The organism is Bradyrhizobium sp. USDA 4353, assembly GCF_054063215.1.
The window spans coordinates 1,661,051-1,682,298 of the sequence record NZ_JBSSGB010000001.1; the positions used below are offsets into that span (position 1 = coordinate 1,661,051).

Sequence of the window (21,248 nt, forward strand, 5' to 3'; positions counted from 1 at the left end):
CGAAAGCATAGCGAATCCAAAGATCTAAGAGGCCTCGCCGCTCCGCGCCCGCGTGGAGGGTCGAGAGATCGTACAAGAGGCACCCGGGAAGGCGTCCGAGAGCCCATCCGCTGGCCACGAAAAAGGCGCCGCGGCGGTTGCCTGCGGCGCCTCGATAGGGCCTGAGATCACCGCGGAGCGGCCTAGGTGAACATGGTCGCCATCGCCCCGTGGGCGAGCGGCTGCACGGCGCGGTCTTCGTGGTGGTCGTAGCGGGAGTGCAGCATCTTGATCGAGATGCCGCAGACCGCCGAGATGATGGCGGCGGACAAGCCCTTCTCGACCATGCGGGTGATGCATGAGTGACGCAGCACGTGGCCGGTCACGTCCTGAATGCCGAGGGCGGCCAGACGCGTGGAAAAAATTGCGTTCTGCTGCTCCCGGCCCAGCGGGCCCCCTCCCACCACGGTCCGGAAGAGCCAGGGATTGCCGTCATCTTCCCTCCTCCACCGGCGGAGCTCGTCGATCACCTCCGGCGGCATGTCCACCGCCGGCGCCCGCTTGTTGGCGTGGGTGGGCGCGCCGGGCGGCACGCGATGGAAGACCCCGCCGTCGACGTCCATCCAGCCGCCCTCGTCGTGGTGCTGCCAGGAGAGCTTGTCGTAGATGCCGGGCCGGGAGCCGAAGATGTACCCCAGGTAGAGCTCGCGATAGACCAGCTGGCGGTCGCGCAGCTCCGTATCGTCGATGTCGTTTCGGGGCTTGGTCCAGATCTTCGTCTTCGGGTCGTAGTCCTCCCGCCCCTTCGCCCAACGCATAGCGATGTTGCGCTCCGCCGCCGAGATCACCCTCTGGCGTCCGGGAGCGCTGGGCGGAGCGTCGAACGGAAGAAAGATCGTGCCGTACCGCTTCTTGGTGTACTGCCGGATCGCCGTGCGAAGGAACCGAATACCGTTACAGAAATATTCGTAGCTGTAGCCGCCTTCGGTCATGCAATCCTCGGTCTCCTCCACCCATTCGTCGGTCAGGTGGCGAAGCTGCCTGCCCTCCAGGAACGGCTCGATCGCTGTGAGAGTAGAGGTGATCACGCCGGCGCTGGCGAGTTTCTGCTTGGCGACCTGCTTCTTGCGATGCTCCACGATGGCAAGGGCGTCGGCCCGGCGAATATCGTATATGCCGTCCGCCTCGGCGTCGCGCTGCAGCTTCCAGATCTCGAGCCAGCGCTTGGCGTCGGCCTCTTCCTTCTCGCTCGTCGTCTGCTCATAGATGCCGTCGACGAACAGCGCCCAGTACCCACTCGGGCGGAGGCGGATCTCCAGCTTCGGCAACTGAAGCTTCTCTCCCTCGGCCAAGCGCGGCATCAGGGCAGCCTTCTCCATCTGCGCTTCGCGCAGTTTCCTGTCGTAGAAGTTCATGATACGATTAGCTCCTCTAGGAGCGCGCGCCCGGTTTGCTTTTGGAAGGGCTAGGTCGAGCACGCGATCCGTCAGCGGCCCCGTCGAGCGATCGGCGGGGCCGTCGTCTGTCCGGACGTCTGCCCCAACGGCTCATCCGCCGAGGTCGTCCGGTCTATACTGCGCCGCCGGTTCGTTTCGGCTGTAAGCGCGAGTAAAGGGATTCCCGAGCTCCGCCTCGAAATCAACGGGGGCTGTCTAGCGCGGTGCTCGGTCGGGGTGGCGCGAGCAGCGCTCGAATCTATACTTGCGAATACTTAGCCTCTCAGTCGGCCGCCTTCGCCGGCCGGCGGGCGGCTTCCTGCATCGCTTGGAGTGCGCGCTTCGTCGTCATCAGCTTGCGCGCGAGCATCACCGTCTCGAGGAGCCCACCCCGGTACGCGGTCCTCAGCGTGCTCGCCGTGATCGGCCCGCTGGGCCACAGCAGCGCTGCCGCCTCGGCCAGCGTCAGGAGCTCGTCATCGCCCCAGGCTGCAGGGTCGGGCCGGGCGGCGATACGTCGCGGTACGATTGCCATTTCGGTTTCCTCTGCTTGAGCGATTCGGCCCGACGCCTGACACGCCGGAAATCGCGGCTCGACCGGCGCGGCTGCCGGATTTTGGGGATGCCGGCGGACGGAGACGCCGCCGATCAGGTTTCGCGAAACCGGAAATCCAAGGATTCGATCTCAAGGACTCGATCTTTCAAGGACTGGTCCGCCGGCACGGATTTCAAGGACTCGATGTCCGAGTATCGATCTCAAGGATTCGTCCGTCGATCCGGCCCGGGACCCGTCAAGGCCGCTGGCGCCGGCGGGCTTGGCCGGGATGCGCGCGGACGATCTCCTCGACCTCCGCCCCCGATAGCCGGCGCTTCTCTGCGAGCGCCTTGGCCACGGCCAGGATCGCCGCGCCGTGGGCAGCGACCCGCCGGGCCGCGCGGGCCTGGAGCCGGCGGAGATCGGCCTCCACGCGGGTCCGTAGGTCGGGATCGAAAGCGAGGGCATGCCTCAGGTCCTCGGACGTCGAGCCGATGAAGAGCGGCGCGCCGCGCAGCGCGAAGGAGGCGTGGAGGCTGGCGGCCAGGGCCGTCGCGTAGCCGATGTCGCTGTCCGGCGCGCCGCCCGAGCCGACCGACATCGCGCCGGCGAACGCCTGCTCTGCCGCCCTGCCCGCCAGCGCCGCGGTGATGCGGTCCTCGATCGTGGATCGGACGACGAGATCGTCGTCGTGATAGCGCACGGTCATCCGGCCGCCCGAATCCCCTTCGCCACGCAACACGACCTGCTCGACGACGCCCAGGTCCAGCGCCATCGCAACGACCGCATGGGCCGCCTCATGGACCGCCATCCGGAAGAGTTTTGCCGCCGGATGCTCCTCGCGCGGGATCAAGACCCGCTCGAGATCGGCGACGCTCAGCGGACGCCCGGCATGCCTGGCGGCACGGCGCGCGGCGCGGACCAGCGCCATGATCTCGGCGCCCGTGGATCCCGCCAGCACCGGCCCAAGCGCCGACAGATCGTCCTGAATGTCGCCGGCGAGGTGGAAGCGGAGGATGGACAGCGCGCCGTCGGCGTCCGGCGGGGTGATCTCGACCCGCCTCTCGAGGCGGCCCGGCCGCAGGAGTGCCGAGTCGACCTGATCGATCGCGTTGGTAGCGCCAACGACCACGATGCCGTCCCGACCACTGATGGCCGAATCCAGCATCGTCAGGACGTCGGTCACGACGGTGGTCCACCACTCGCGCGCGCGATCGGTCATGGTCGCCCGGCTTGGCAGCGCGTCGATCTCGTCGATGAACAGGATCGCAACGGGCGCGGCCAGCGTGCGAGCTTGCGCGAACGCCGCCCTCGCCTGCTTGACAACCGCCCCCAGATCGCCCGAGCTGTCAGCGAACCACGCACCGACGCTGGTGGTCACCAGCGGCACACCGCAGTGTTGCGCGAGGACCTGCGCGAACAACGTCTTGCCCATGCCGGGGGGCGAATGCAGGCAAATGCCGCGGTCGACGTCGCGCCACGCGATCCGGCCCGCGCGAAACTCCGCGATGTCCCGCGCGAGATTTAGGCCCCAGACGCGGGCCGCCCCGTATTCGACGGCCGTCGCCAAGTCGGGCACCCGAGCATCGGCGCTGGCGTGCGAGGCCGCCGCCGCCGTTTCGAGCCGCCGTGCGACCGTCCGGGGACCGGTGCCGGGGCGGAGCGCTGCGACGAGATCGTGGAAACCCAGGCCCGCCACGGCCTCCTCTGCGATGTCTCGAGAGGGCCTCTTCGTGAACAGCCTGATCGCCCGCCGCACGGTCTCCGTCGTCGGCGCCGGAAGCCGGATGGCAATATCGGCGGCTCGCGCCAAGTTCTCTGGAATGAAGGATTCGTCAGCGGCGATGCACATCACGCACCGCCCCTCGGACAGGTCCTCGGAGATCTCCTTGACGGTGTCGCTCAAGAAGAGCCGGCGAAGGGGAGCGGTTAGCGCATGAAGTCGCCACCGGGTGCCGAACGAATTCCGGACGTAAGTCGCGATCGGCGAGACCCACTCGGCCGATGCCACCACCACCGTCACGGCCAGGGCCTGGCCGTGCATCAGGCGGCGGCGCAGCCGCGCGTCCACGGCCGCCTCGAAAGCCGTCCGGGCGAGGGCCTCGGTCGCGCTCGGCCGCCTCGCCTGCGCCGGCGTTTCGTCCGCCGACGACGTGTCGTCGGCGGCCTCAACCTGCATTGTCCCGCGCAGATCGGCAAAGGCCGACCGCTTTCCGATCTTGCGCGAGCGCGTGCCGACTTCTTCTCGCTTGTTCACGTAGGACCTCGCTCTGGAGTGTTGGGGGTCGGGCGCCGCAGGCGCGGCGGCTGCCATGGTGCGTCAGGCGCTCTCGCCGTCGTCGCTGTCCGCGCAGCGAGCGATGGCGTCGCCGAGAGCCTCTAGGAGGTCCGGGAGCTCCTCGGCAGCCATCGCGAAGACCACGTCGGGCGACCCGCAGCGCGGGCATTCGTGCCTGTCCGGGTCGTAATCGACCTGGCCGGTGCCGCCGCACGCGCAGCACATGAATTTCGCCATCCTGGTCCTCCTGGTCTGGATTGTGGGAAAGGGGGTGTCCGCCCGGCGGGCGGCATGCGCACGGCGTCCCGCAGCGGATGTCCGCGCGGGCGGTGCGAGATGATCGCGCCGGCGCTCCAGCCGGAGGCGCGCGGCGATGGATGGGACGGTGGGCCTATGCCGCGAGCACGACCGCGCGTGCCGGTAGAGCGGTCCATTGCGGCGCCGAGTGAGCGCCGCAGACGGTCTTGGCAGCGATCGACTCGGTCGCGAACGCCACGGCGACCGTCAGCCGGCGCCGATCGGAGACCCCCGGGATCTCGCCCAAGACGCCGGCACGGAACAGCTCCTCGCGCCGCCTCCGCGTGGTGGCGTCGACGCTCTGGTTGGTGGCAGTCCTCACCTCGGAGCCAGCCGCGACGACGAACCGGCCACCCGACCGATAGCCGCGAGCCCAGAGTCCGCAGTAGCTGAGTTCGAAGGATTCGCCCTCAACCGGCATCGCGGACACCCCGATCGCCATCGGACCGCTGTCGGCCGAGTCGGCGCCGTCGGCGGGGGGCGCCTCGGCCGGTGGGGGCGACTGGCCGGCATCGTGGGCCAGACAGCGCACCCGCGTGAAGACGGCGCATCCCGCGTCGTGTAGCAGCCTAAGGGCGTCGGCGTAGATCCGGTCATGCGTCGACCGGTCGGCAGCCGGCAGGTCCGGCTGAATCGGGTTTGCCCCCTTCGCTACTGATACCGCGCCCGCCTCGATCGCGTCGCGGGTCAGCCGGAATTGGAAATCCAGGCCCAAGGCCTTGTCGAAGGCTGCTCCGTCGCAGCCCGCGACCACGAAAGCCTCGGTGGCGAATCCTTTGCTCGGGTCCGCCGCGTGCTCGCCGAGCCGGCGCATGGGACGGCCGCTCTCGCCGATGTAGGCCAGCCCGCCTCCGGTCAGGATGTACGCGCACCCGCCCCGGAGCAGCCCGGCTGCGGCGACGGCGGCCAGGTCGCTCAGCGGGAAGCCGTGGACGACGGCGCGGCTCGCGCGGTCGGAGACGATGCGGTAGCCGTCCATCCCGCCGAACGGCCGGTGGACGATGGTGGTCGTGGCGATCGAAGGATTCGACAAATTGGCCTCGCTCTGGTCCGGGTCCGGCGGAAGGTGCATGCGGTCGCGTGGCCCCTGTCAGGGGAAATCCTTGAGGCCGAGGGCCGCTGCGGAGGTCTCCACGAAGCTGTCGAGCGTGCGGTCGTAGACCTCGCAGCGCACGATCTGCGAGCGCCCCTCGACGAAGTCGCGGCGGATGCGGACCGTCGGCCAGTTCGGCTCGATCGCTTGGGCAGCGCGGGGCGTGTGGATCGGACAGACCGCGAGCTTCAGGAAGCCGGCGTGGTAGCGCCGACCCGCCCTGCCGCAGACCTGGCAGGTGCAGGCGGTCCGGGCGGAACTGCGCGCGGCGATCCCATCGACCTCCACGGCGAACGCCTCCCTTGGCGAGATCGCCTGAAAATCTATCTCCAGCGCAGCGTTGACGGTCTCCAGCCGGGTGATCTTGATCTCGCCTCCGGGCTCGCCGGCGGCTGCGTCCGCAAGCCTGTTGCAAAGGGTTTCGACCGTTTCCCTCCAACCTGGCGGCAGCGTGCCCATGCCGGTCGCGAATGGCGCAGCGGGGGCGAACAGCGCCGCGTGCCTCGCCCAGAGCTCGTCGCGCCAGTCCGCCGTTGAATCCTTGGTCATGAGACCTCCTGAAAATGGACGTGAGGGGGCGATCGCCGGCCGCGGTGCAGCCGCCGACGCGAGGTCGCGGGTCGTGAAGAGCGGGGGAGGGGGAGCTTAGGTGCCGTAGCGCAGGCAGAGGCCGGCGGGGGCGTAGGAGACGCCGGCGCGCACGATGGTCCGGCCGTCGAGGCCGGCGGAGAGGTCGATCGACAAGCTGCCCTCGGTGGCCAATGCGTAGATCACCTCGGTGACGTCGCGTCTGGTCGCGGTGAGACCCCGAAGGGCACGCAGCGGCAGCGGCCCCTCCTGGTCCAGGGCGTCGAGGACCTGTGCGCGGTCTCCGGCGGTGATGGTGACCGCGTTGAAACGCCAGACCTGCCGGGCCGCCGACAGGCGCGGCTCGCGGCCGATATCGGAGCGGGTGACCTCCATGATTCCGGAGCATCCCTGCTCGAAGCCGATCTGCAGCAGCCCCTGGCCATGGAGATCCTCCGGCGGGCGCGCATCGACGAAGTCGATGGCGTACCGGCCGTCGTCCCGGGCGAGGACGAGGGTCTCGGAGGCGACCGCGTGGTCGTCGATCACGGCGATCGGGTGATACTCGATGTGCCTGACGCCGGGGTCCAGAGTGGACTGGATCATGAAATCTCGGCGGTGGGGCCGGGCGCATGGGATCGCCCGGGAGGTCTTGAAGCTGCAGAAGAGCGCGGCGGAGACGGCTTTCTTCATGGGTACTCACTGGAATTGGCCGCACGCCTACGGGCCCGCTCGCGCACGTGCGAATGGGCCGCGCAGGTGTGCGCGTGCGGGGCGGACTGGCCGGATGACAGTGGTGGGGACGGCGCGACTTAGATCATAAAACGGTGGAAAAGTCAAGTGTTTTCGGCATTAACTACCAACTCGATATCGAGTTAGTAGCGGTCGTTCGCTACCGCAGAGTCGTCTATGGTGACTTAACATCCACCCCGACATTGTCTCCATCGACCGCGTTTCGCCTGCTAGAATCTCGCCGATTCGAGGACGCGGACGGGATGCCAGCGGCGAAAAAGAAGCAAAGGAAGAAATCGCCCAGGCGGGACGGACGGATCTCTACCCTCATCTACATCGAGGCAAAGCTTCTCGATCAAGTGCAGGAAATAGCCGCCGCGCAGGATCGTGCAGCGTGGCGCGTCATCGAGGATGCCGTGAAGCGGGCGCTGGAGATCAAAAAGGCGTAACCGGGCCGGCGCCGACGGCGTTGGTCAGACATCGCTTCTCCCTCCTCCCCCTCTTCGCGCTCCGGCTGCAATCCTTTCGCTGCATTAACTACAGTCTATAGGCCCGTTAGACAGCATGTAGCTATCTCAGATAGGTCTATAGGGCCCTTTAGGTGCTCGAGAACTCAACGTTATTTCAGGGAGATATCGGAGCTTGCCCGCGAAGAGCCGCCACCGAACGACGGGAAAACCGGCCGCTCATCCGTTCGGAGCGCTTGCCGCGCCGCTCAACCAATGCGACGATTCAGGCAAACGCACAACGCGCGGGCAGGGTTATGGCGGATCGGAAGGCGCCTCGCCGGGGAAGAAAGCCCCCGGACGGCGAAAAAAAGCAGTTCCTGACGAACATGGATCCGGAGGTCATTCGCCGGATCAAGGCCGCCGCCGCGCTGCGCGACAGAACGGCGTCATCGCTGCTGGAGGAAGCCGCCAAGGAGTGGCTCGAGCGGCATCCGGACGGAAAGAAATAAGGGGCGGGCGGGGTTACATGCTTCAGACAGTCAAGGACGCGTGCAAATTCGATCCGAAGGCGATCGACTACGCGCTGAGCGACCAGATCGAGAATCTCGACGACCTCATCGGCCACGATGCCAAGGCCGCGAAGGGGTTCTTCGAAAAGACCTACGTCACGGGAGGCATGAAGACGCTGCTGCGGCAGGGACTGCAGCGGCTCGCCGGTAGCTCATCTCAAGCGGTCTTCGAGCTGAAGCAAGCGATGGGCGGCGGTAAGACGCACTCCATGCTGGCGCTCGGCTATCTGGCTGCGAACCCCTCGCTGTTTTCGCTGGTCGATGGAGAGATCACAAAGGGTATCAAGCTGCTCGCGGCCGCCAAGGTGGTAGCCATCTCGGGGCGATCGATCTCCCGGGAGAGGCATCTGTGGGGCGACATCGCAGAGCAACTCGGCAAGGCCGAGCAGTTCCTGCCCTTCTACAAGGGCGCGCCCATTGCCCCCAACGAAAAAGATTGGGTCGAGCTCATCGGCGACGAGCCGACCTTGATCCTGCTCGACGAGCTCCCGCCCTATTTCCGCAACGCGATCACTCAGTCGGTTGGTGCCGGCACCCTCGCCGACGTCACCACCTACGCTGTCTCGAACCTCCTGTCTGCAGCGCTCAAGCTGCCGCGCCTATGCATCGTGATCTCGAACCTGTCCGGCGCCTATGAGGGCGCGACGAAGGAGATCACCGCCATGGTCGCGAAGGCGACGCGAGACCTGCAGAACGAGACCGGCCGCCAAGCCAAGGGCATCACCCCAGTCGAGCTCGGATCGGACGAGATCTACAGCATCCTCCGGACGCGCCTTCTGAGCTCGCAGCCGAACGCCAAGGTGGTCGATGCCGTAGCGACAGCCTTCTCCGATGCGATCTCCGACGCTGTGAAGTCCAAGGCGGTCGCCAAGTCCGCGACCCAGATCGCGGACGAGATCGCCGCCAGCTATCCTTTCCATCCGTCGTTCAAGCACATCCTGGCGCTGTTCAAGGAAAACGAGCGCTTCCGCCAGACCCGCGGCTTGATGACGATGGCCGCCCTCATGGTTAAGTCCGCCCTCGCACGCCCCATGAACGACGTGTTCCTGGTCGGCTGCCAGCACATCGACCTGGCCAATCCAGATGTGCGCGACGCGATCACCAACGTCTACGATCTCTCCGGGGCGATCGCGCACGATATCGCGGGCACCGGCGCCGAAAAGGCGCACGCCCAGACCATTGACGACCAGATGGACAACGACTCGGCCAGCCAAGTCGCGCGTCTCGTCCTGATGGCTTCGCTCTCGGAAGCCAACGACGCGGTCAAGGGTCTCGCCAAGGCCGAAGTCGTCCAGAACCTTGTGGCGCCCCACCGGTCCCCGATCGAATTCGACGAGGCATTCGAGAAGCTGCGGGTCGAGTGCTGGTACCTGCACCGCAAGGAGAACGACGCCTGGTACTTCTCGAAGAACGAGAACCTCAAGAAGAAAATCGAGAAGTATGCGGTCACCGCCCCGCAGCCGAAAATCGACGGCGAGATGGAGCGACGGCTCACGATGGTATTCGAGCCGAAACGCCGGAACGCCTATTCGACGGTACTGTCGCTTCCGAAGATCGAGGACATCAAGACTAGCGGCGAGCGCATCCTGCTCGTCCTCAGTCCTGACAAGCGCGTCCCGCCGGAAGAGGCCGAACGTCTGTTTAATGCGGTCGCCGAGAAGAACAACTTCTGCGTTGTGACCGGCGACGGGACCGATCTCGCCAAGCTGGAAGACAAGGTGCGCCGCATCTGGGCGACCGCGAAGGTCATGCAGGAAGACGGCGGCGAGCGATCGCCCAACCTGGCCGAGCTCGAGGAGGAGGCCGAAAACGCTGAGTTCGAGTTCAACTCTGCGCTGATCAACCTGTTCAACCGCGTCTATTATCCTGCCAGGCTGCCCAAGGGCGGCGTGGACGGGTTGACGTATGCTGCGCTCAAGCTCGTCGAACGTCGAAGCCAAGGCGGCGGCCCAACCACGATCGACGGTGAAGCCGCCGTCGAGGAGGCGTTGAGTGCCACGGGCGCCTCCAAGCTCCTTCTGGACCTCACGGCCGAGCAGACGCTGTCCAGCCTCCGCACCAGGGCCGAAGACCAGCTTTGGGGCACGACTGAAAGAAAGACGCGCTGGAAGGACGTCGAGGAGCGTGCGATCTGCAACGTGCGCTGGCCGTGGTTGCCGCTCCGCGGGCTCGACGAAGTCAAGCGTGCAGCGCTCGCGAACGGGCAGTGGCGCGACAACGGTGACGGCTACATCGAAAAGGGTCCATTCCCCGCGGCCAAAACGTCAGTCAAGGTCCTGACCCGAAACTACGACGACAAGACGGGCACGGCGACCATCGAGCTCACGGCGACCGATGCTGGGCCGAGTGGCGAAATCCATTGGGCACAGACTGCCGATGTCTCCAGCAAGTCGCCCCTCGTTCCCGACCTGATCATGGAGCGGGACGAGACCGTACTCTGGTTTGTCGCCGTGGACCCGGATGGCAAACACGAAGCCGGCGAGCCAGTGAAGTGGACCAACACTCTGACGCTGACCTATGAGCCGAAAGAGGTCATGGGCAAGCGCAGCGTGACGTTGACCGTGAAGCCGCGGGGCAAGATCCGCTGGAACACCGACGGCACCAATCCGCGCGAAGGCAAGCCCTACACAGGCCCAATCCCGATCGACGGCGACGACGAAGTGAAGATCTACGCCTACGCGGAAGACGCGGGCGTGGAGACCACGAAGACGTTCACCATTCGGCCCGTGACGGGCGGTAAGATCCGGATCGACCCGGACCGACCGGTGGTGCTCAAAAAGCGCCAGAAGATCGCCTCGACAAAGGACGTCTTCGTCGTGATCAACGCCCTGAAAGTCGCCCATGGTAAGGTTCGAGGCAGCCTTTCGGCCACGGTCGGCCAGGGTGACGTCAACGCCACGACCCGCTTCGGGCCCAAGACGGAGCTCTCGGCGGAGATCCTGGAGGGCTTTCTGACCGCCGGTCGCACTGCGCTCACCAACGACTTGGCTGAGGTCGAGGTCGGTTTCTCGGAAGTCGAGTTCGCTACCGGGCGCGAGATGGAAGAGTTCATCGCGGCAGTCGGATGGAACGTGCAGCCAAACGAGGTTGAACAGCAGTGAGCGATCGCAAGACCACGGGCTTCGGCGTACCCAACGACATCGATCCGCACCACTTCGTGGTGGAGATCCCGGCTGCGCGCGCGAACCCTGTGGTGGTCACCGAGCACTTCGGTCTCGCTGGCGGCACCGGCGGGCTGCCGGACGCCGTGGTGCGCTGCAAGCTACCTCAAGACCATTGGAACGCCATCCGCAAGGAGCTCGAGCGCGTGCTCAACGAGCGCCTGAAGGAGAAGAAGCTGACCACGAGCCGCTGGAAAAGCGGCAAGAACCAGGTCGAGCGCCTGCTCGGGCGTGAACTGTGCGTCCTTCTGTGGGCCGTCGAGGCCGCCCCGAAAGAAGCCATTCCTAACGCGATTCGCAACTGGACCGGGCTCAAGCCGGAGGAGCGGTGGTGGCTGTTCGCCATGGCCGCGTCCGTCACAGGGACTTCTGACGACGTCGACATCGGCTGGCGCAAGGCGATCCGCGTCGCAATGACAGAGAACCCGACCGGCGAAGAGGTCGGATCCATTCGAGCCAAGAATCCGCGCCGCCCCGAGGAGCGTCCGACGCTTCCTTTGTTCGAGCGCGCCAAGTGAAGAGTGTCGCCATGGATGCTGCCAGCCCGAAGTCTGCCGTAGTACCTTTTTCGTTGAGGGATACCCCGTCTCTAATTGAACGCGTATGGCCGGCTCAAAAGATTTCCGTCGAGACTCAGAAGGAACGCAAGGCTGGGGCCGGGCAAACACTGACTGCCTTGGGCTCTTACTGGAAGGGTCGAAAACCGCTCTTTCTGGTTCGCGCCTGCATCTTGGCCGCCTTGCTGCCCGCCACGGGTGACGATGAGAAGGACCTTGCCATCTTCGAACTGCTTGTCGGAATGGGTGACGATCAGATCGACATACGTTCCCGCACGGCTCTGAGTGCACAGGAGGTACAGAAATACGGAACGCCAGCACAGTGCGCTGCATTGCTCGACCCCGATGACAACAAGCAGATCAAAAAGTTGCCCAAGGTCGACCGATCGCGCCTGATGGCCGGCGTGATTGCTCGCATGCCTTACCAAGAGCGCCTCGAAAAGTTGTTACGCCCGGAAGAGGTTCAAGAAGATCTGTTGACCGGTCCATACTTGGCTAGAGTCAATAATCATCTAGGCACCACCGCAACCACACTCCACGAGCTCGTCGAAGAGCTTGGGATTATGCGTTTCGGCCGCCGCCCGATTATAAGCGACACATTTTCGGGAGGTGGATCAATCCCCTTCGAGGCGGCGCGCCTGGGCTGCGACACGAACGCGGCGGACCTGAATCCAATCGCCTGCATGTTAACTTGGGGCGCCTTGAATGTGATTGGCGCCGCTCCGGCAGAGCGCGACGCTATTGCGAAACTCCGGCAGTCGGTGCTGGGCAAGGTCGACGCAGAGGTTACTCGGCTGGGCATCGAACATGACGCCGATGGCAACAGAGCCAAGGCGTTCCTCTACTGTACGGAGGTTCGATGTCCACACACTGGTTGGAGTGTACCTGTCAGTCCCTCTTGGGTTGTCTCTACAAATAGGAAGACGATCGCCGTTCTCGTTCCGGATCGTGCCAAACAGCGATTCAATATTCAGATCAGATCTGATGTCTCCGATGATGAGCTTGAGGCCGCTGCAAAGGGGACGGTTCAGGACGGGCGGCTCACCTACTCGCTCGACGGCGAGGTCTACGTGACGCCAATCAAGACAATTCGAGGTGATCGGCGCGGCTCGGACGGGGAGACCGTTACAGATCTAAGGCGCTGGGAGAAGCAAGACTTCCGCCCTCAACCCGGTGATATCTTCCAAGAGCGCCTCTACTGTATTCAATGGATCACCAAGGAAACTTTGGGTCATGGCCGCCAGGCGACTTTCTTCGCGGCCCCGACGGACGACGACATGAGGCGCGAAGAGAAGGTCGAGCAAATTGTTCGAAAAAATCTCGCCGCGTGGCAAGAGCGAGGATTAGTTCCTGATCTTCTGATTGAGCCGGGTGATGAGACATCCCGTTTGATGCGTGAACGCGGGTGGACCTACTGGCATCATCTCTTTAACGCGAGGGGACTACTTTACGGAGCACTTGCGCAACAGCATGCCGCAGGTGCTCCGCCGCTCTGCATCAATATCTGTGACGTCGTTGATCGCTTGTCAAAACTGTGTCGCTGGGATCCGCGGAATGCAGCTTCAAAGCGCGACCCGACCTGCCAAAGCACGTTTTACAACCAAGCTCTAAATACGATCTTTAACTATGGCACGCGATCGTGGGCATATGTCTCGTCGTCTGCCTTTGACGAGCCTCCTCGGTCTCGGATTTATGGGCAGACGACTGTTTCCTGCGATTCAGCGGAAAGCTTCCATGTCGGGTCGGACATCTTCGTTACTGATCCGCCATATGCAGACGCGGTAGCATATCATGAGATCACTGAGTTCTTCATAGCTTGGCTGCGCAAGCGCCCGCCGGCACCGTTCAACCGATGGACCTGGGATTCGCGTCGTCCGCTCGCCATCAAGGGTGAAGGCGAGGAGTTTCGGCGAAGCATGGTGCAATCCTATGACGCCATGGCGAAGCACATGCCTGAGAATGGTTTGCAGATTTTGATGTTCACTCATCAGTCTGCTTCCGTTTGGGCCGACATGGCTCAGATCTTCTGGGGGGCCGGCCTGCAGGTTATGGCTGCTTGGTACATTGCGACGGAAACGAGCTCAGAACTGAAGAAGGGCGGTTACGTTCAAGGAACGGTTATCCTGGTGCTGCGGAAGCGCCGCTCTGATGCGTCTGGCTACAAGGATGAGATCGTCCAGGAAGTCAGGGCCGAGGTGGCTCAGCAAATCGATACGATGGTCGGACTCAATCAGACTCTTCGCGGTCATGGCCGAATCGAGAACCTTTTCGAGGATGCTGATCTCCAGATGGCGGGATACGCCGCTGCGCTCCGTGTTCTGACCAGCTACGCCAAGATCGACGGCGTCGACATGACGAAAGAGGCGCTAAGAGCGCGTCGAAGCGGTGATGTAAATCTTGTCGGCGAGATCATCGATTTTGCCGTCCAGGTCGCAAATGAGCATATGGTCCCAGAGCATATGCAGCCGCATCTGTGGGAAACTCTCACGGGTGCCGAGCGATTCTATTTCAAGATGATGGATATCGAAACGACGTCACTTCGTAAGCTCGACAACTATCAGAACTTCGCGAAGGCTTTCCGGGTCCCGGACTATACGGGGCTGATGGGCAACCTCCAGCCTAACAAGGCACGTCTGAAGAGCGCGAAGGAATTTAAGAAAACCGGGTTCGAAACGTCAGAATTCGGCCCTTCGGCGACGAGGGCCGCTCTCTACGCTATCTATGAGCTTGAAAACGAGGTTGAGGGCGATGAAGTCCTCTCGCACTTGCGCGACATGGTTCCTTCCTACCACTCCAAGCGGGATGACCTGGCATCCATCGCCGAGTACATTGCCCGCAAACGCGAAAAGGTGGACGAGACAGAATCGCGTGCAGCGCGTATCCTCCACGGCCTGATCCGAAACGAACGCCTGGGGTAGAGAACGATGGAAATGCAGGCGCCAGGCCGCACCACCGGTCTCGTCGGAGGCGGCAACCTGCAGCGCTTCTCATCCCGGACCCACCGGCTTTCGCACGTCTACCTCAAAGATAAACTCAAGGGTGCGTCTGAATACCTCCGGATCGCCGGGTACTTCCGCTCGTCCATCTTCGACCTGATCAACGAGGAGGTCGAGACAATCGGCAAGGTGCGGATCGTCTGCAATTCCGACCTCGATCAACTCGACATCGACGCCGCCCAGAGGGCCCGGGAGCAACTGCTCAAGGAGAAGTGGAACGAGGTCGATGACGCCGTCGAAAGCTTCTTCCGTCGCCCTAGGTACAAGCGCCTCTACGACATCCTGACCCGGGGTAACGTCGAGATCAGGGTAGTCTCCAGGCGGGACGCCCCGTTCGTGCACGGCAAGGCCGGCGTCATCCGCCGTCCGGACAGCGCTGCGTCGGCTTTCATGGGGAGCCTCAACGAGACGCGGGAGGGCTGGACCAGCAATTACGAAATGGTCTGGGAGGACACCTCCGCCGACGGCGTGGCATGGGTGGAGGAGGAGTTCGAGGCCCTCTGGGAGCGCGGCAAGCCGCTTCCGGATGCGATCGTCGAGGAGATCGGCCGCAGCGCCAAGCGTGTCGAGGTCCAGCTCGAGGAATTGAAGCCCGAAGAAGTCGCCCCAGCCGCCCTTGTGGAGGCCGACATCTACCGCAAGGGCGAAGAGTTGATGCCGTGGCAGAGGGCCTTCGTCGGCCTGTTCCTCGAACACCGGGCGACCTACGGCGACGTCAGGCTGTTGCTCGCCGACGAGGTCGGAGTCGGCAAGACGCTGTCGCTCGCCGGCGCGGCCCTGGTATCGGCCCTCCTAGGCGACGGGCCGGTGCTGATCCTGTGCCCGGCCACCCTCACGACGCAGTGGCAGATTGAGCTCAAGGACAGGCTGAACATCCCGTCGGCGGTCTGGCTTTCGACGGAAAAGGCCTGGCGCCTGGATCCGGACGAGATCCCGATGCCCTCGATTGGTCCGGAGGGCGTGACGAAGTGTCCCCGCCAGATCGCCCTAGTCTCGACCGGCCTGATCTTCCACAACACGGAAGAACGCCGTCTGCTGATGTCGAAGTCCTTCGGAATGGTCATCCTGGACGAGGCCCACCGGGCGCGCGGCAAGGACGACATGGACACGGACGAGCGGGCGCCCAACAACCTGCTGTCTTTCATGCACGAGGTCGCCAAGCGGGCGCGACACGTGCTGCTCGGCACCGCCACTCCCATCCAGACCGACGTGGAGGACCTCTGGGATCTCCTCAAGGTCCTCGGCGTGGGGGCGGAGCACGTGCTCGGCGACGCCTGGAGCGAGTGGCGGTCGGCCGAAAAGAGCGTGCCGATCATCAGCGGCAAGCAGCAGGTCACCGACGAGCGCGAAGCCTGGACGCTGTTCCGGAATCCGCTCCCCGCAGCAGCCGAGAGCGAGGTCATCTTCGGGCTGATGCGGGACGCCGTGGCTCTCGCCAAGAACCGCTTCGTCTCTTCCACCCCGTTCAGCGAGATCGACGACCAGTTCTGCCGCGACCAGTTCGTCGACGACGTCCTGACGCCCCGCGGTTCGCTCGGATTCTTCCAGCGCAACAATCCCGTTGTCAGGCACGTCGTGCTGCGCAAACGCTCGACGCTCGAGGAGCTCAACCTGATCCCCCGGATCCCGGTCGACATTCACCCATTGCCGGGCGCCCACATGCCGCCCATGTTTGACGGGTTGGGGTTGCGGACGTCGAGCGCCTTCGACGCGGCGTACGCCGCCGCGGAAAAGTTCACGAAGGCGCTGCAGAAGCGCAAAAAGTCGGCCGGCTTCATGCGGAGCCTGATGCTGCAGCGTTTGTGCTCCAGCTACGCCAGCGGCTTGGCCACCGCCGCGAAGCTGCTCTCCGGGCGCGTTCTCGACGACGAGGAGATGCAACTTGAGCTCGGCGATGAGAACCTCGACTTCGTGGGCGAAGAGGTCCGGCAGCTTCAGACGATCATCGACGTCCTGTCGCCGCATCCGACCGATCCCAAGCTTGACGCTGTCCTCTACTTTCTTCTGGAGCGTCCGGATCCCTGGCTGCCGAAGGGATGCATCATCTTCAGCCAGTATTTCGACACCGCCAAATGGGTGGGCGAGGCGCTCACGCTGAGGATCCCGGGCGAGCCGATCGCGGTCTACGCCGGTGCCGGCAAGTCCGGCATCTTCATCAGCGGTGAGTGGAAGAGCGTCGAGCGCGAGCAGATCAAGCGGGCGGTGAAGGAGCGCACTATCCGCCTGGTGGTCGCCACCGATGCGGCCTGCGAGGGCCTGAACCTTCAGACGCTGGGCACCCTGATCAACATCGACCTGCCATGGAATCCCAGCCGCTTGGAGCAGCGCATCGGCCGTATCAAGCGCTTTGGTCAGCGCCGCGACCGCGTCGATATGCTCAACCTGCTCTACCATGGGATCGCGCAGCAGACCGTGGACGAGAAGGTTTACGCCAAGCTCTCCGAGCGAATGCGAAATCGATTCGATATCTTCGGCACCTTGCCGGACGTAATCGATGACGACTGGATCGAGGACGAGGAGAAGCTCGATGCTCGCCTGAAGGAGTACACGGAGCGCCGGACCCGGGCCAATGCCTTCGACCTCCGCTACGCCGGCGACGTGACCCCGAAGGGAGACCGATGGGAGCTCTGCGAGAAGGTGCTCGCTAGGCACGACGTGAAGCAGCGACTATCGCGCGGATGGGGCGAGCGGGAAGCAGCGGTTTGATCGGGGTCAGAGGTTCGAGTTCAACGACGTTGCATGTAACGTTTCCATATCTGAGTGTGCTATCTCGAATAATTATTTGAACAAAAAACGTACTCATACTCCTTCTCGAGAATCCTTTAAACACGGGGCTTAGTCGCGAATCCTGCCGCTATATACGTACGTCGTCCTCATCCGACGGGATTGACGATTGCGCCGTGGAGCGGATGCTGAGGCACCATGACTGCAGCGAGACCGCTGCTGTTGAAAAGGAGTCTCCGTCCATGGCTAGCAAGCGATATCGAAATCGGACCTGCGTTTACTGCGGCGGCGCGTCAGCGGAGCCCGACCATGTTTTCGCTAAGATGTTCTTTTTGGCGAATGAACGTCATGGGTTGCCGCAGGTGCCTTCTTGCCGCGATTGCAACGGCAAGAAGAGCGCTCTGGAGACCTACGCCACCGTGGCGATGCCTCTGGCCTGTCATCCCTCCTCTTCGCGCATGAATGAACATATCGAATGTGCGTTGAGGCGGCTTGACCGGAATGAGCGATTGCGACGCGATCTCAGTCTGGGGTCAAAGCAGGTACTTGTAAGTTGCGATGGTGTCACCCACGAAGCCGCTTTGATCCCCTTCGATCGCGATAAGATCGGCGACCTCATGCGATATATCGGCATCGGCCTGGTCTTCCATCACTGGCGACAGCTTCTTGGCGATCACCCCAAAGTCGAAGTAACACCCATTCTCCACGGATACTGCAACTTGATCAGGAAAACCGACAGGACCGTTGCTGGCGATCGATTCTCCGCGAACCTGGGAAACGGCACGATATTTTATGCTGCCGGCTTCGACGCCGCACGGCGGAGATTTGGCATTTTGACGACCTTCTACGACGGCGTGATCATGGTGCCTTCTGGTAGCATCGAATCGGCTTGCTCCGGCTGGATCGTCACGATCGATCTCCCGGAGATCCGATTGCCGGTCGCTGCTTAGCGCGCTCGACGACGTATTCTGGCTCAGACGACACAGTGCACTGAAGCCAGAAACCCGGGCATCCTAGTCTTCCTGGCGACGTGAGCGCTCACCAACGTTGGCGATCTGCCCTGAATGCCGAGAGCATGATCCCCGGACCGGAAACGGAGCGATGAGTTCATGTTCGCGAGGCTCTTGAAAAGCGTGCTGAACCCGGTGCCGCGCTGCGCGGCCTTCCCGAACCTCGACTCGCCGTCTGTTAGGGCACACTGCAAGGCGTCGCCCTCATCTGCCAGATGAGCATACTCCGGGTTGGACCGAAGACTTGCCAGCGCTCCCACGCCGTCGTCGGCGACGACGAACTCGAACACGCCGGCGCGCGAACTGAAGACGACGAATCCGGTCGACGCCGCTTGGGAGTGCTCGATTACGTTGTCGACGATCTCGCCCATGGCGCCCGTGAGACGGCTGACTGCCTGCGAGGGGAACCCGGCCGCGAGCGCCGCCTTGTGGGCCTCCAGTTTGAAGGCGGTCCACCTATTCGGGGCCGTCTGTAGCAGGTCGCATCGCAGAAACCCGGAGGGGCTGCCGTAGGGCGATGCCCATCCCTCGGAGCCGGTGGTCGCTGCGCGCAGGATCGCCTCGGCCCCGTTCAGGCTAAGCCACGGCGCCGAGACCGGCGAGGGCAAGAGCCCCGTGCGGGCCAGCTGGACCATCTCGATCAACGGCCCGAGTTCGCCAGCAACGAGTGGCGGGGCAACACCGAGTCGCCCCCGTGCGGCGGCGAAGGCGAGCCCGTCGAGCGCGGAGAATGTCAGGCTTTCGTTTTCAGGCAACTGCGACCGCCGGCGCCGGGGGCAGATCGCGCCGCATCGCCTTGGTGATGGCGTCGCGCGAGATCTCCCAGTTGGTCTCGAACAGGTCGTCCAGCTGTTGCTTGGCCGTGGTCGGATAAGGCCACCAATTCACGGTCGCGCCCCTTACGGCATGATACCTCATCATCGTCTTGAGGAAGGTGGTTGTCTCCAGGAACGTGACGCCGGCGAACGCCGCGCACAGTTCCGGCAGAAGATCGCTGCCGCCCCGGACAAGAAGGTGCAGCGGCCGTCCGACGGTCTTCGCTACCCCGCACAGCCAAGCCGCATGCTGCCGGCGTCGCGTGGGGCGGCCCGTCCCGGTCGTGAATTCGAAGCTGAGATGTGTCACCTCCGGATGTGCGAGGATGAACTCCGCCCAGCGTTCGAAATCCTGGTCGGTCCTGCCGTTGACGTGCAGCGCGGCCGGCATCCCGGCCTCGAGGAATTCGCCGTGCGCGATGGCGATGCGCTTGATCGCGTGAAGGTCGTCCCAGCGCGGCCTGTCGACGAACAGGCTGTAGTTGGGCGTGGTCGCCATGACGATGCCCAAGTCTCCGGAGGCCTTGATGATCGTCCGCCTCCGATCCTTGCCGAGCTCCCACCAGCGTTCGAGGGGGCGGTCGCGCTGGATCGCGGTGAGCAGGAGGCGCGTATCGGCCGCGATCTTGAAGTTGTCGCCGAGTTCGGCGCGCGTGCGGTATTTCGGCAGCCCCTCCTTGCGATCGAACATGCCGTAGAGGGAGACGCTCGCTACCTCCGGCGCGAAATGGCGCGTGCGCTTCGATCCGTGGAAGATCTCGGGCACCACGAGAGGCAGCGCGGGAGCGGAGAGAAGCGGGGCCTGCGGAAGTTCGAGCTTGAAGCCGCCGACCTCGTGGACGCGGGAGGCATAGTCGGGATTGGTTCGGCAAACCCTGTCGCATTTGTCGGGCTCGCCACAGCAGAAGCTGAGACAACTCCAGACGGCGGCCTCGATGGAGAGGCCGCCGCAGAGCGGCCTTTCGGCGCATCCGGCGCACCCCATGGACATCTGATGGAGATTCCGGTCGTGCCGGAGCCTGCGCTCTGGAATTTCGAAACGGTCGGTCTTGCGCGCGTCTACTGGGGCCGGGCGATGCATACGGAGATCTCCACGACCCTGGCCATCTCATGGACCTCGTCCACGATGCCTTGCGCTACGCCGCAGTTCGCCTCGATCGCCGCCACCACCGCGGCGGGCGGGTCCTCGCTGAGAGCGAGCTCCGTGTGCCCGCGCGACACCAGGAGCCCGCGTCCGACCTTGTCGATCGTGATCCTGTCGCCCTTCTTTACCGGGGCGCCCCCGAGCAGGACCGCCTCGAAGGCCCGCGATTTCGTCGTCGGCAGGCGGGTAAACAGGTCCTGAGTGACGAGATCGAGCCGCCCCCTGTCCCAACACTTCTCGAACTGCGGAGCCGCTTTCTGCAGAAAATCCGCACCCATGAAATCAAACCCCTTCGAAAATAGGCTTGTAGCGCTTCGATCGGCCTTGGCTGATCTCCGCAACCAAACCGAGCATAGCTAAGCTCGCCAAGCGGTTATTCCAAGCCGTTGGACTCTTGACCGGATCGGTGGCCGCGAAATCGCGCATCAACTCGCCGGCGTCGGTCTCGCGGCGCTTCTGCACCAGGTCGAACGTCAGCTGCTGCTTCGGGTCCAATTCTCCGATCGGGGCAGCGGCCACGACCTCATCGCCCTCCGCGACACAGGACATCAGGACGCCGCCCCGGCGGCTGAGGAGGTCCTCGAGCTCTTCGCGGACGTCGGCGTTCACGTTGGCGACCACCGGGTAATAGTTGGAACGGCGACCGCGGATGGCGTCGCGGAACGCCAGCACGCTTTCGCGCAGGAAGCTGGAGGTCGCGACCTTGACCCACTCGAAGTTCAGCAGGACGGGCGTGACCTCCGACGGCTCGCTGGCCGTCGCCTTGAGAAGGTCCGCCAAGACCATTCGCCCGGTCGTCGCTCCGGATAGGATTTCGCCGTCGCCCAGCTGGGCCATGTTCAGAATCATTTCTGTCCTCACGTGTGATATGTGAGATAGCCAAGGTGGCTCCGCTCCGCAAGGGAC

Annotated in this window: 18 protein-coding genes; 7 read left to right on the forward strand and 11 right to left on the reverse strand. The window is 64.0% G+C overall.

What is annotated here, in order from left to right:
- Positions 1-182: 182 nt before the first annotated feature.
- From ACVILH_RS07460 to ACVILH_RS07490, 7 genes are all read right to left on the reverse strand, one after another.
- A complete protein-coding gene (locus tag ACVILH_RS07460; protein WP_456712313.1) occupies positions 183-1,394 on the reverse strand; it encodes a tyrosine-type recombinase/integrase in 1,212 nt (403 codons plus the stop codon).
- Between the two features lie 304 nt (positions 1,395-1,698).
- Entirely contained in the window at positions 1,699-1,950 is a 252-nt protein-coding gene (locus tag ACVILH_RS07465; protein ID WP_456712314.1) for a hypothetical protein, read from the reverse strand.
- Positions 1,951-2,206: 256 nt separating this feature from the next.
- Positions 2,207-4,207, reverse strand: a complete 2,001-nt coding sequence (locus tag ACVILH_RS07470) for an AAA family ATPase (RefSeq protein ID WP_456712315.1) — start codon at positions 4,205-4,207, stop codon at positions 2,207-2,209.
- A gap of 63 nt (positions 4,208-4,270) precedes the next feature.
- On the reverse strand, positions 4,271-4,465 hold the full coding sequence (locus ACVILH_RS07475; protein WP_456712316.1) for a hypothetical protein: 195 nt from the start codon (positions 4,463-4,465) through the stop codon (positions 4,271-4,273).
- A 154-nt stretch (positions 4,466-4,619) separates the two neighbouring features.
- Positions 4,620-5,597 carry a hypothetical protein gene (locus tag ACVILH_RS07480; protein ID WP_456712317.1) on the reverse strand — a complete coding sequence of 326 codons (978 nt, stop codon included), beginning with the start codon at positions 5,595-5,597 and terminating at the stop codon, positions 4,620-4,622.
- A gap of 18 nt (positions 5,598-5,615) precedes the next feature.
- Positions 5,616-6,167 carry a hypothetical protein gene (locus ACVILH_RS07485; RefSeq protein WP_456712318.1) on the reverse strand — a complete coding sequence of 184 codons (552 nt, stop codon included), beginning with the start codon at positions 6,165-6,167 and terminating at the stop codon, positions 5,616-5,618.
- A 96-nt stretch (positions 6,168-6,263) separates the two neighbouring features.
- Entirely contained in the window at positions 6,264-6,878 is a 615-nt protein-coding gene (locus ACVILH_RS07490; RefSeq protein ID WP_456712319.1) for a hypothetical protein, read from the reverse strand.
- A gap of 134 nt (positions 6,879-7,012) precedes the next feature.
- Between ACVILH_RS07490 and ACVILH_RS07495 the strand changes: the two genes are divergently transcribed.
- From ACVILH_RS07495 to ACVILH_RS07525, 7 genes are all read left to right on the forward strand, one after another.
- Complete coding sequence (locus ACVILH_RS07495) at positions 7,013-7,366, forward strand: hypothetical protein (RefSeq protein ID WP_456712320.1); 354 nt, start codon at positions 7,013-7,015, stop codon at positions 7,364-7,366.
- A gap of 152 nt (positions 7,367-7,518) precedes the next feature.
- Positions 7,519-7,875 (forward strand): hypothetical protein, encoded by a 357-nt coding sequence (locus tag ACVILH_RS07500; RefSeq protein WP_456712321.1) that lies wholly within the window; start codon positions 7,519-7,521, stop codon positions 7,873-7,875.
- Between the two features lie 17 nt (positions 7,876-7,892).
- On the forward strand, positions 7,893-11,036 hold the full coding sequence (locus ACVILH_RS07505; protein ID WP_456712322.1) for an anti-phage-associated DUF499 domain-containing protein: 3,144 nt from the start codon (positions 7,893-7,895) through the stop codon (positions 11,034-11,036).
- Complete coding sequence (locus tag ACVILH_RS07510) at positions 11,033-11,614, forward strand: anti-phage-associated DUF3780 domain-containing protein (RefSeq protein WP_456712323.1); 582 nt, start codon at positions 11,033-11,035, stop codon at positions 11,612-11,614. Before ACVILH_RS07505 ends, ACVILH_RS07510 begins: the two co-directional genes overlap by 4 nt.
- A gap of 11 nt (positions 11,615-11,625) precedes the next feature.
- On the forward strand, positions 11,626-14,571 hold the full coding sequence (locus ACVILH_RS07515; protein ID WP_456712324.1) for an anti-phage-associated DUF1156 domain-containing protein: 2,946 nt from the start codon (positions 11,626-11,628) through the stop codon (positions 14,569-14,571).
- Positions 14,572-14,577: 6 nt separating this feature from the next.
- Positions 14,578-17,355, forward strand: coding sequence for a phospholipase D-like domain-containing anti-phage protein (locus ACVILH_RS07520; protein WP_456712325.1), 2,778 nt, complete (start codon positions 14,578-14,580; stop codon positions 17,353-17,355).
- Positions 17,356-17,615: 260 nt separating this feature from the next.
- Positions 17,616-18,323 (forward strand): hypothetical protein, encoded by a 708-nt coding sequence (locus tag ACVILH_RS07525; protein WP_456712326.1) that lies wholly within the window; start codon positions 17,616-17,618, stop codon positions 18,321-18,323.
- 23 nt (positions 18,324-18,346) lie between these two features.
- Here ACVILH_RS07525 and ACVILH_RS07530 read toward each other — a convergent pair whose 3' ends face one another.
- The 4 genes from ACVILH_RS07530 to ACVILH_RS07545 all read right to left on the reverse strand — a co-directional run bounded on the left by ACVILH_RS07530 (position 18,347) and on the right by ACVILH_RS07545 (position 21,191).
- Entirely contained in the window at positions 18,347-19,138 is a 792-nt protein-coding gene (locus ACVILH_RS07530; protein WP_456712327.1) for an ATP-binding protein, read from the reverse strand.
- Complete coding sequence (locus ACVILH_RS07535) at positions 19,131-20,189, reverse strand: hypothetical protein (protein WP_456712328.1); 1,059 nt, start codon at positions 20,187-20,189, stop codon at positions 19,131-19,133. Before ACVILH_RS07535 ends, ACVILH_RS07530 begins: the two co-directional genes overlap by 8 nt.
- Positions 20,190-20,257: 68 nt before the next feature.
- Positions 20,258-20,620: a hypothetical protein gene (locus ACVILH_RS07540; RefSeq protein ID WP_456712329.1), complete on the reverse strand. Its 363-nt coding sequence runs from the start codon at positions 20,618-20,620 to the stop codon at positions 20,258-20,260.
- Positions 20,621-20,624: 4 nt separating this feature from the next.
- The gene (locus ACVILH_RS07545) at positions 20,625-21,191 is read right to left on the reverse strand and encodes a hypothetical protein (RefSeq protein WP_456712330.1); all 567 of its coding nucleotides are present in this window, start codon (positions 21,189-21,191) and stop codon (positions 20,625-20,627) included.
- Positions 21,192-21,248 lie beyond the last annotated feature (57 nt).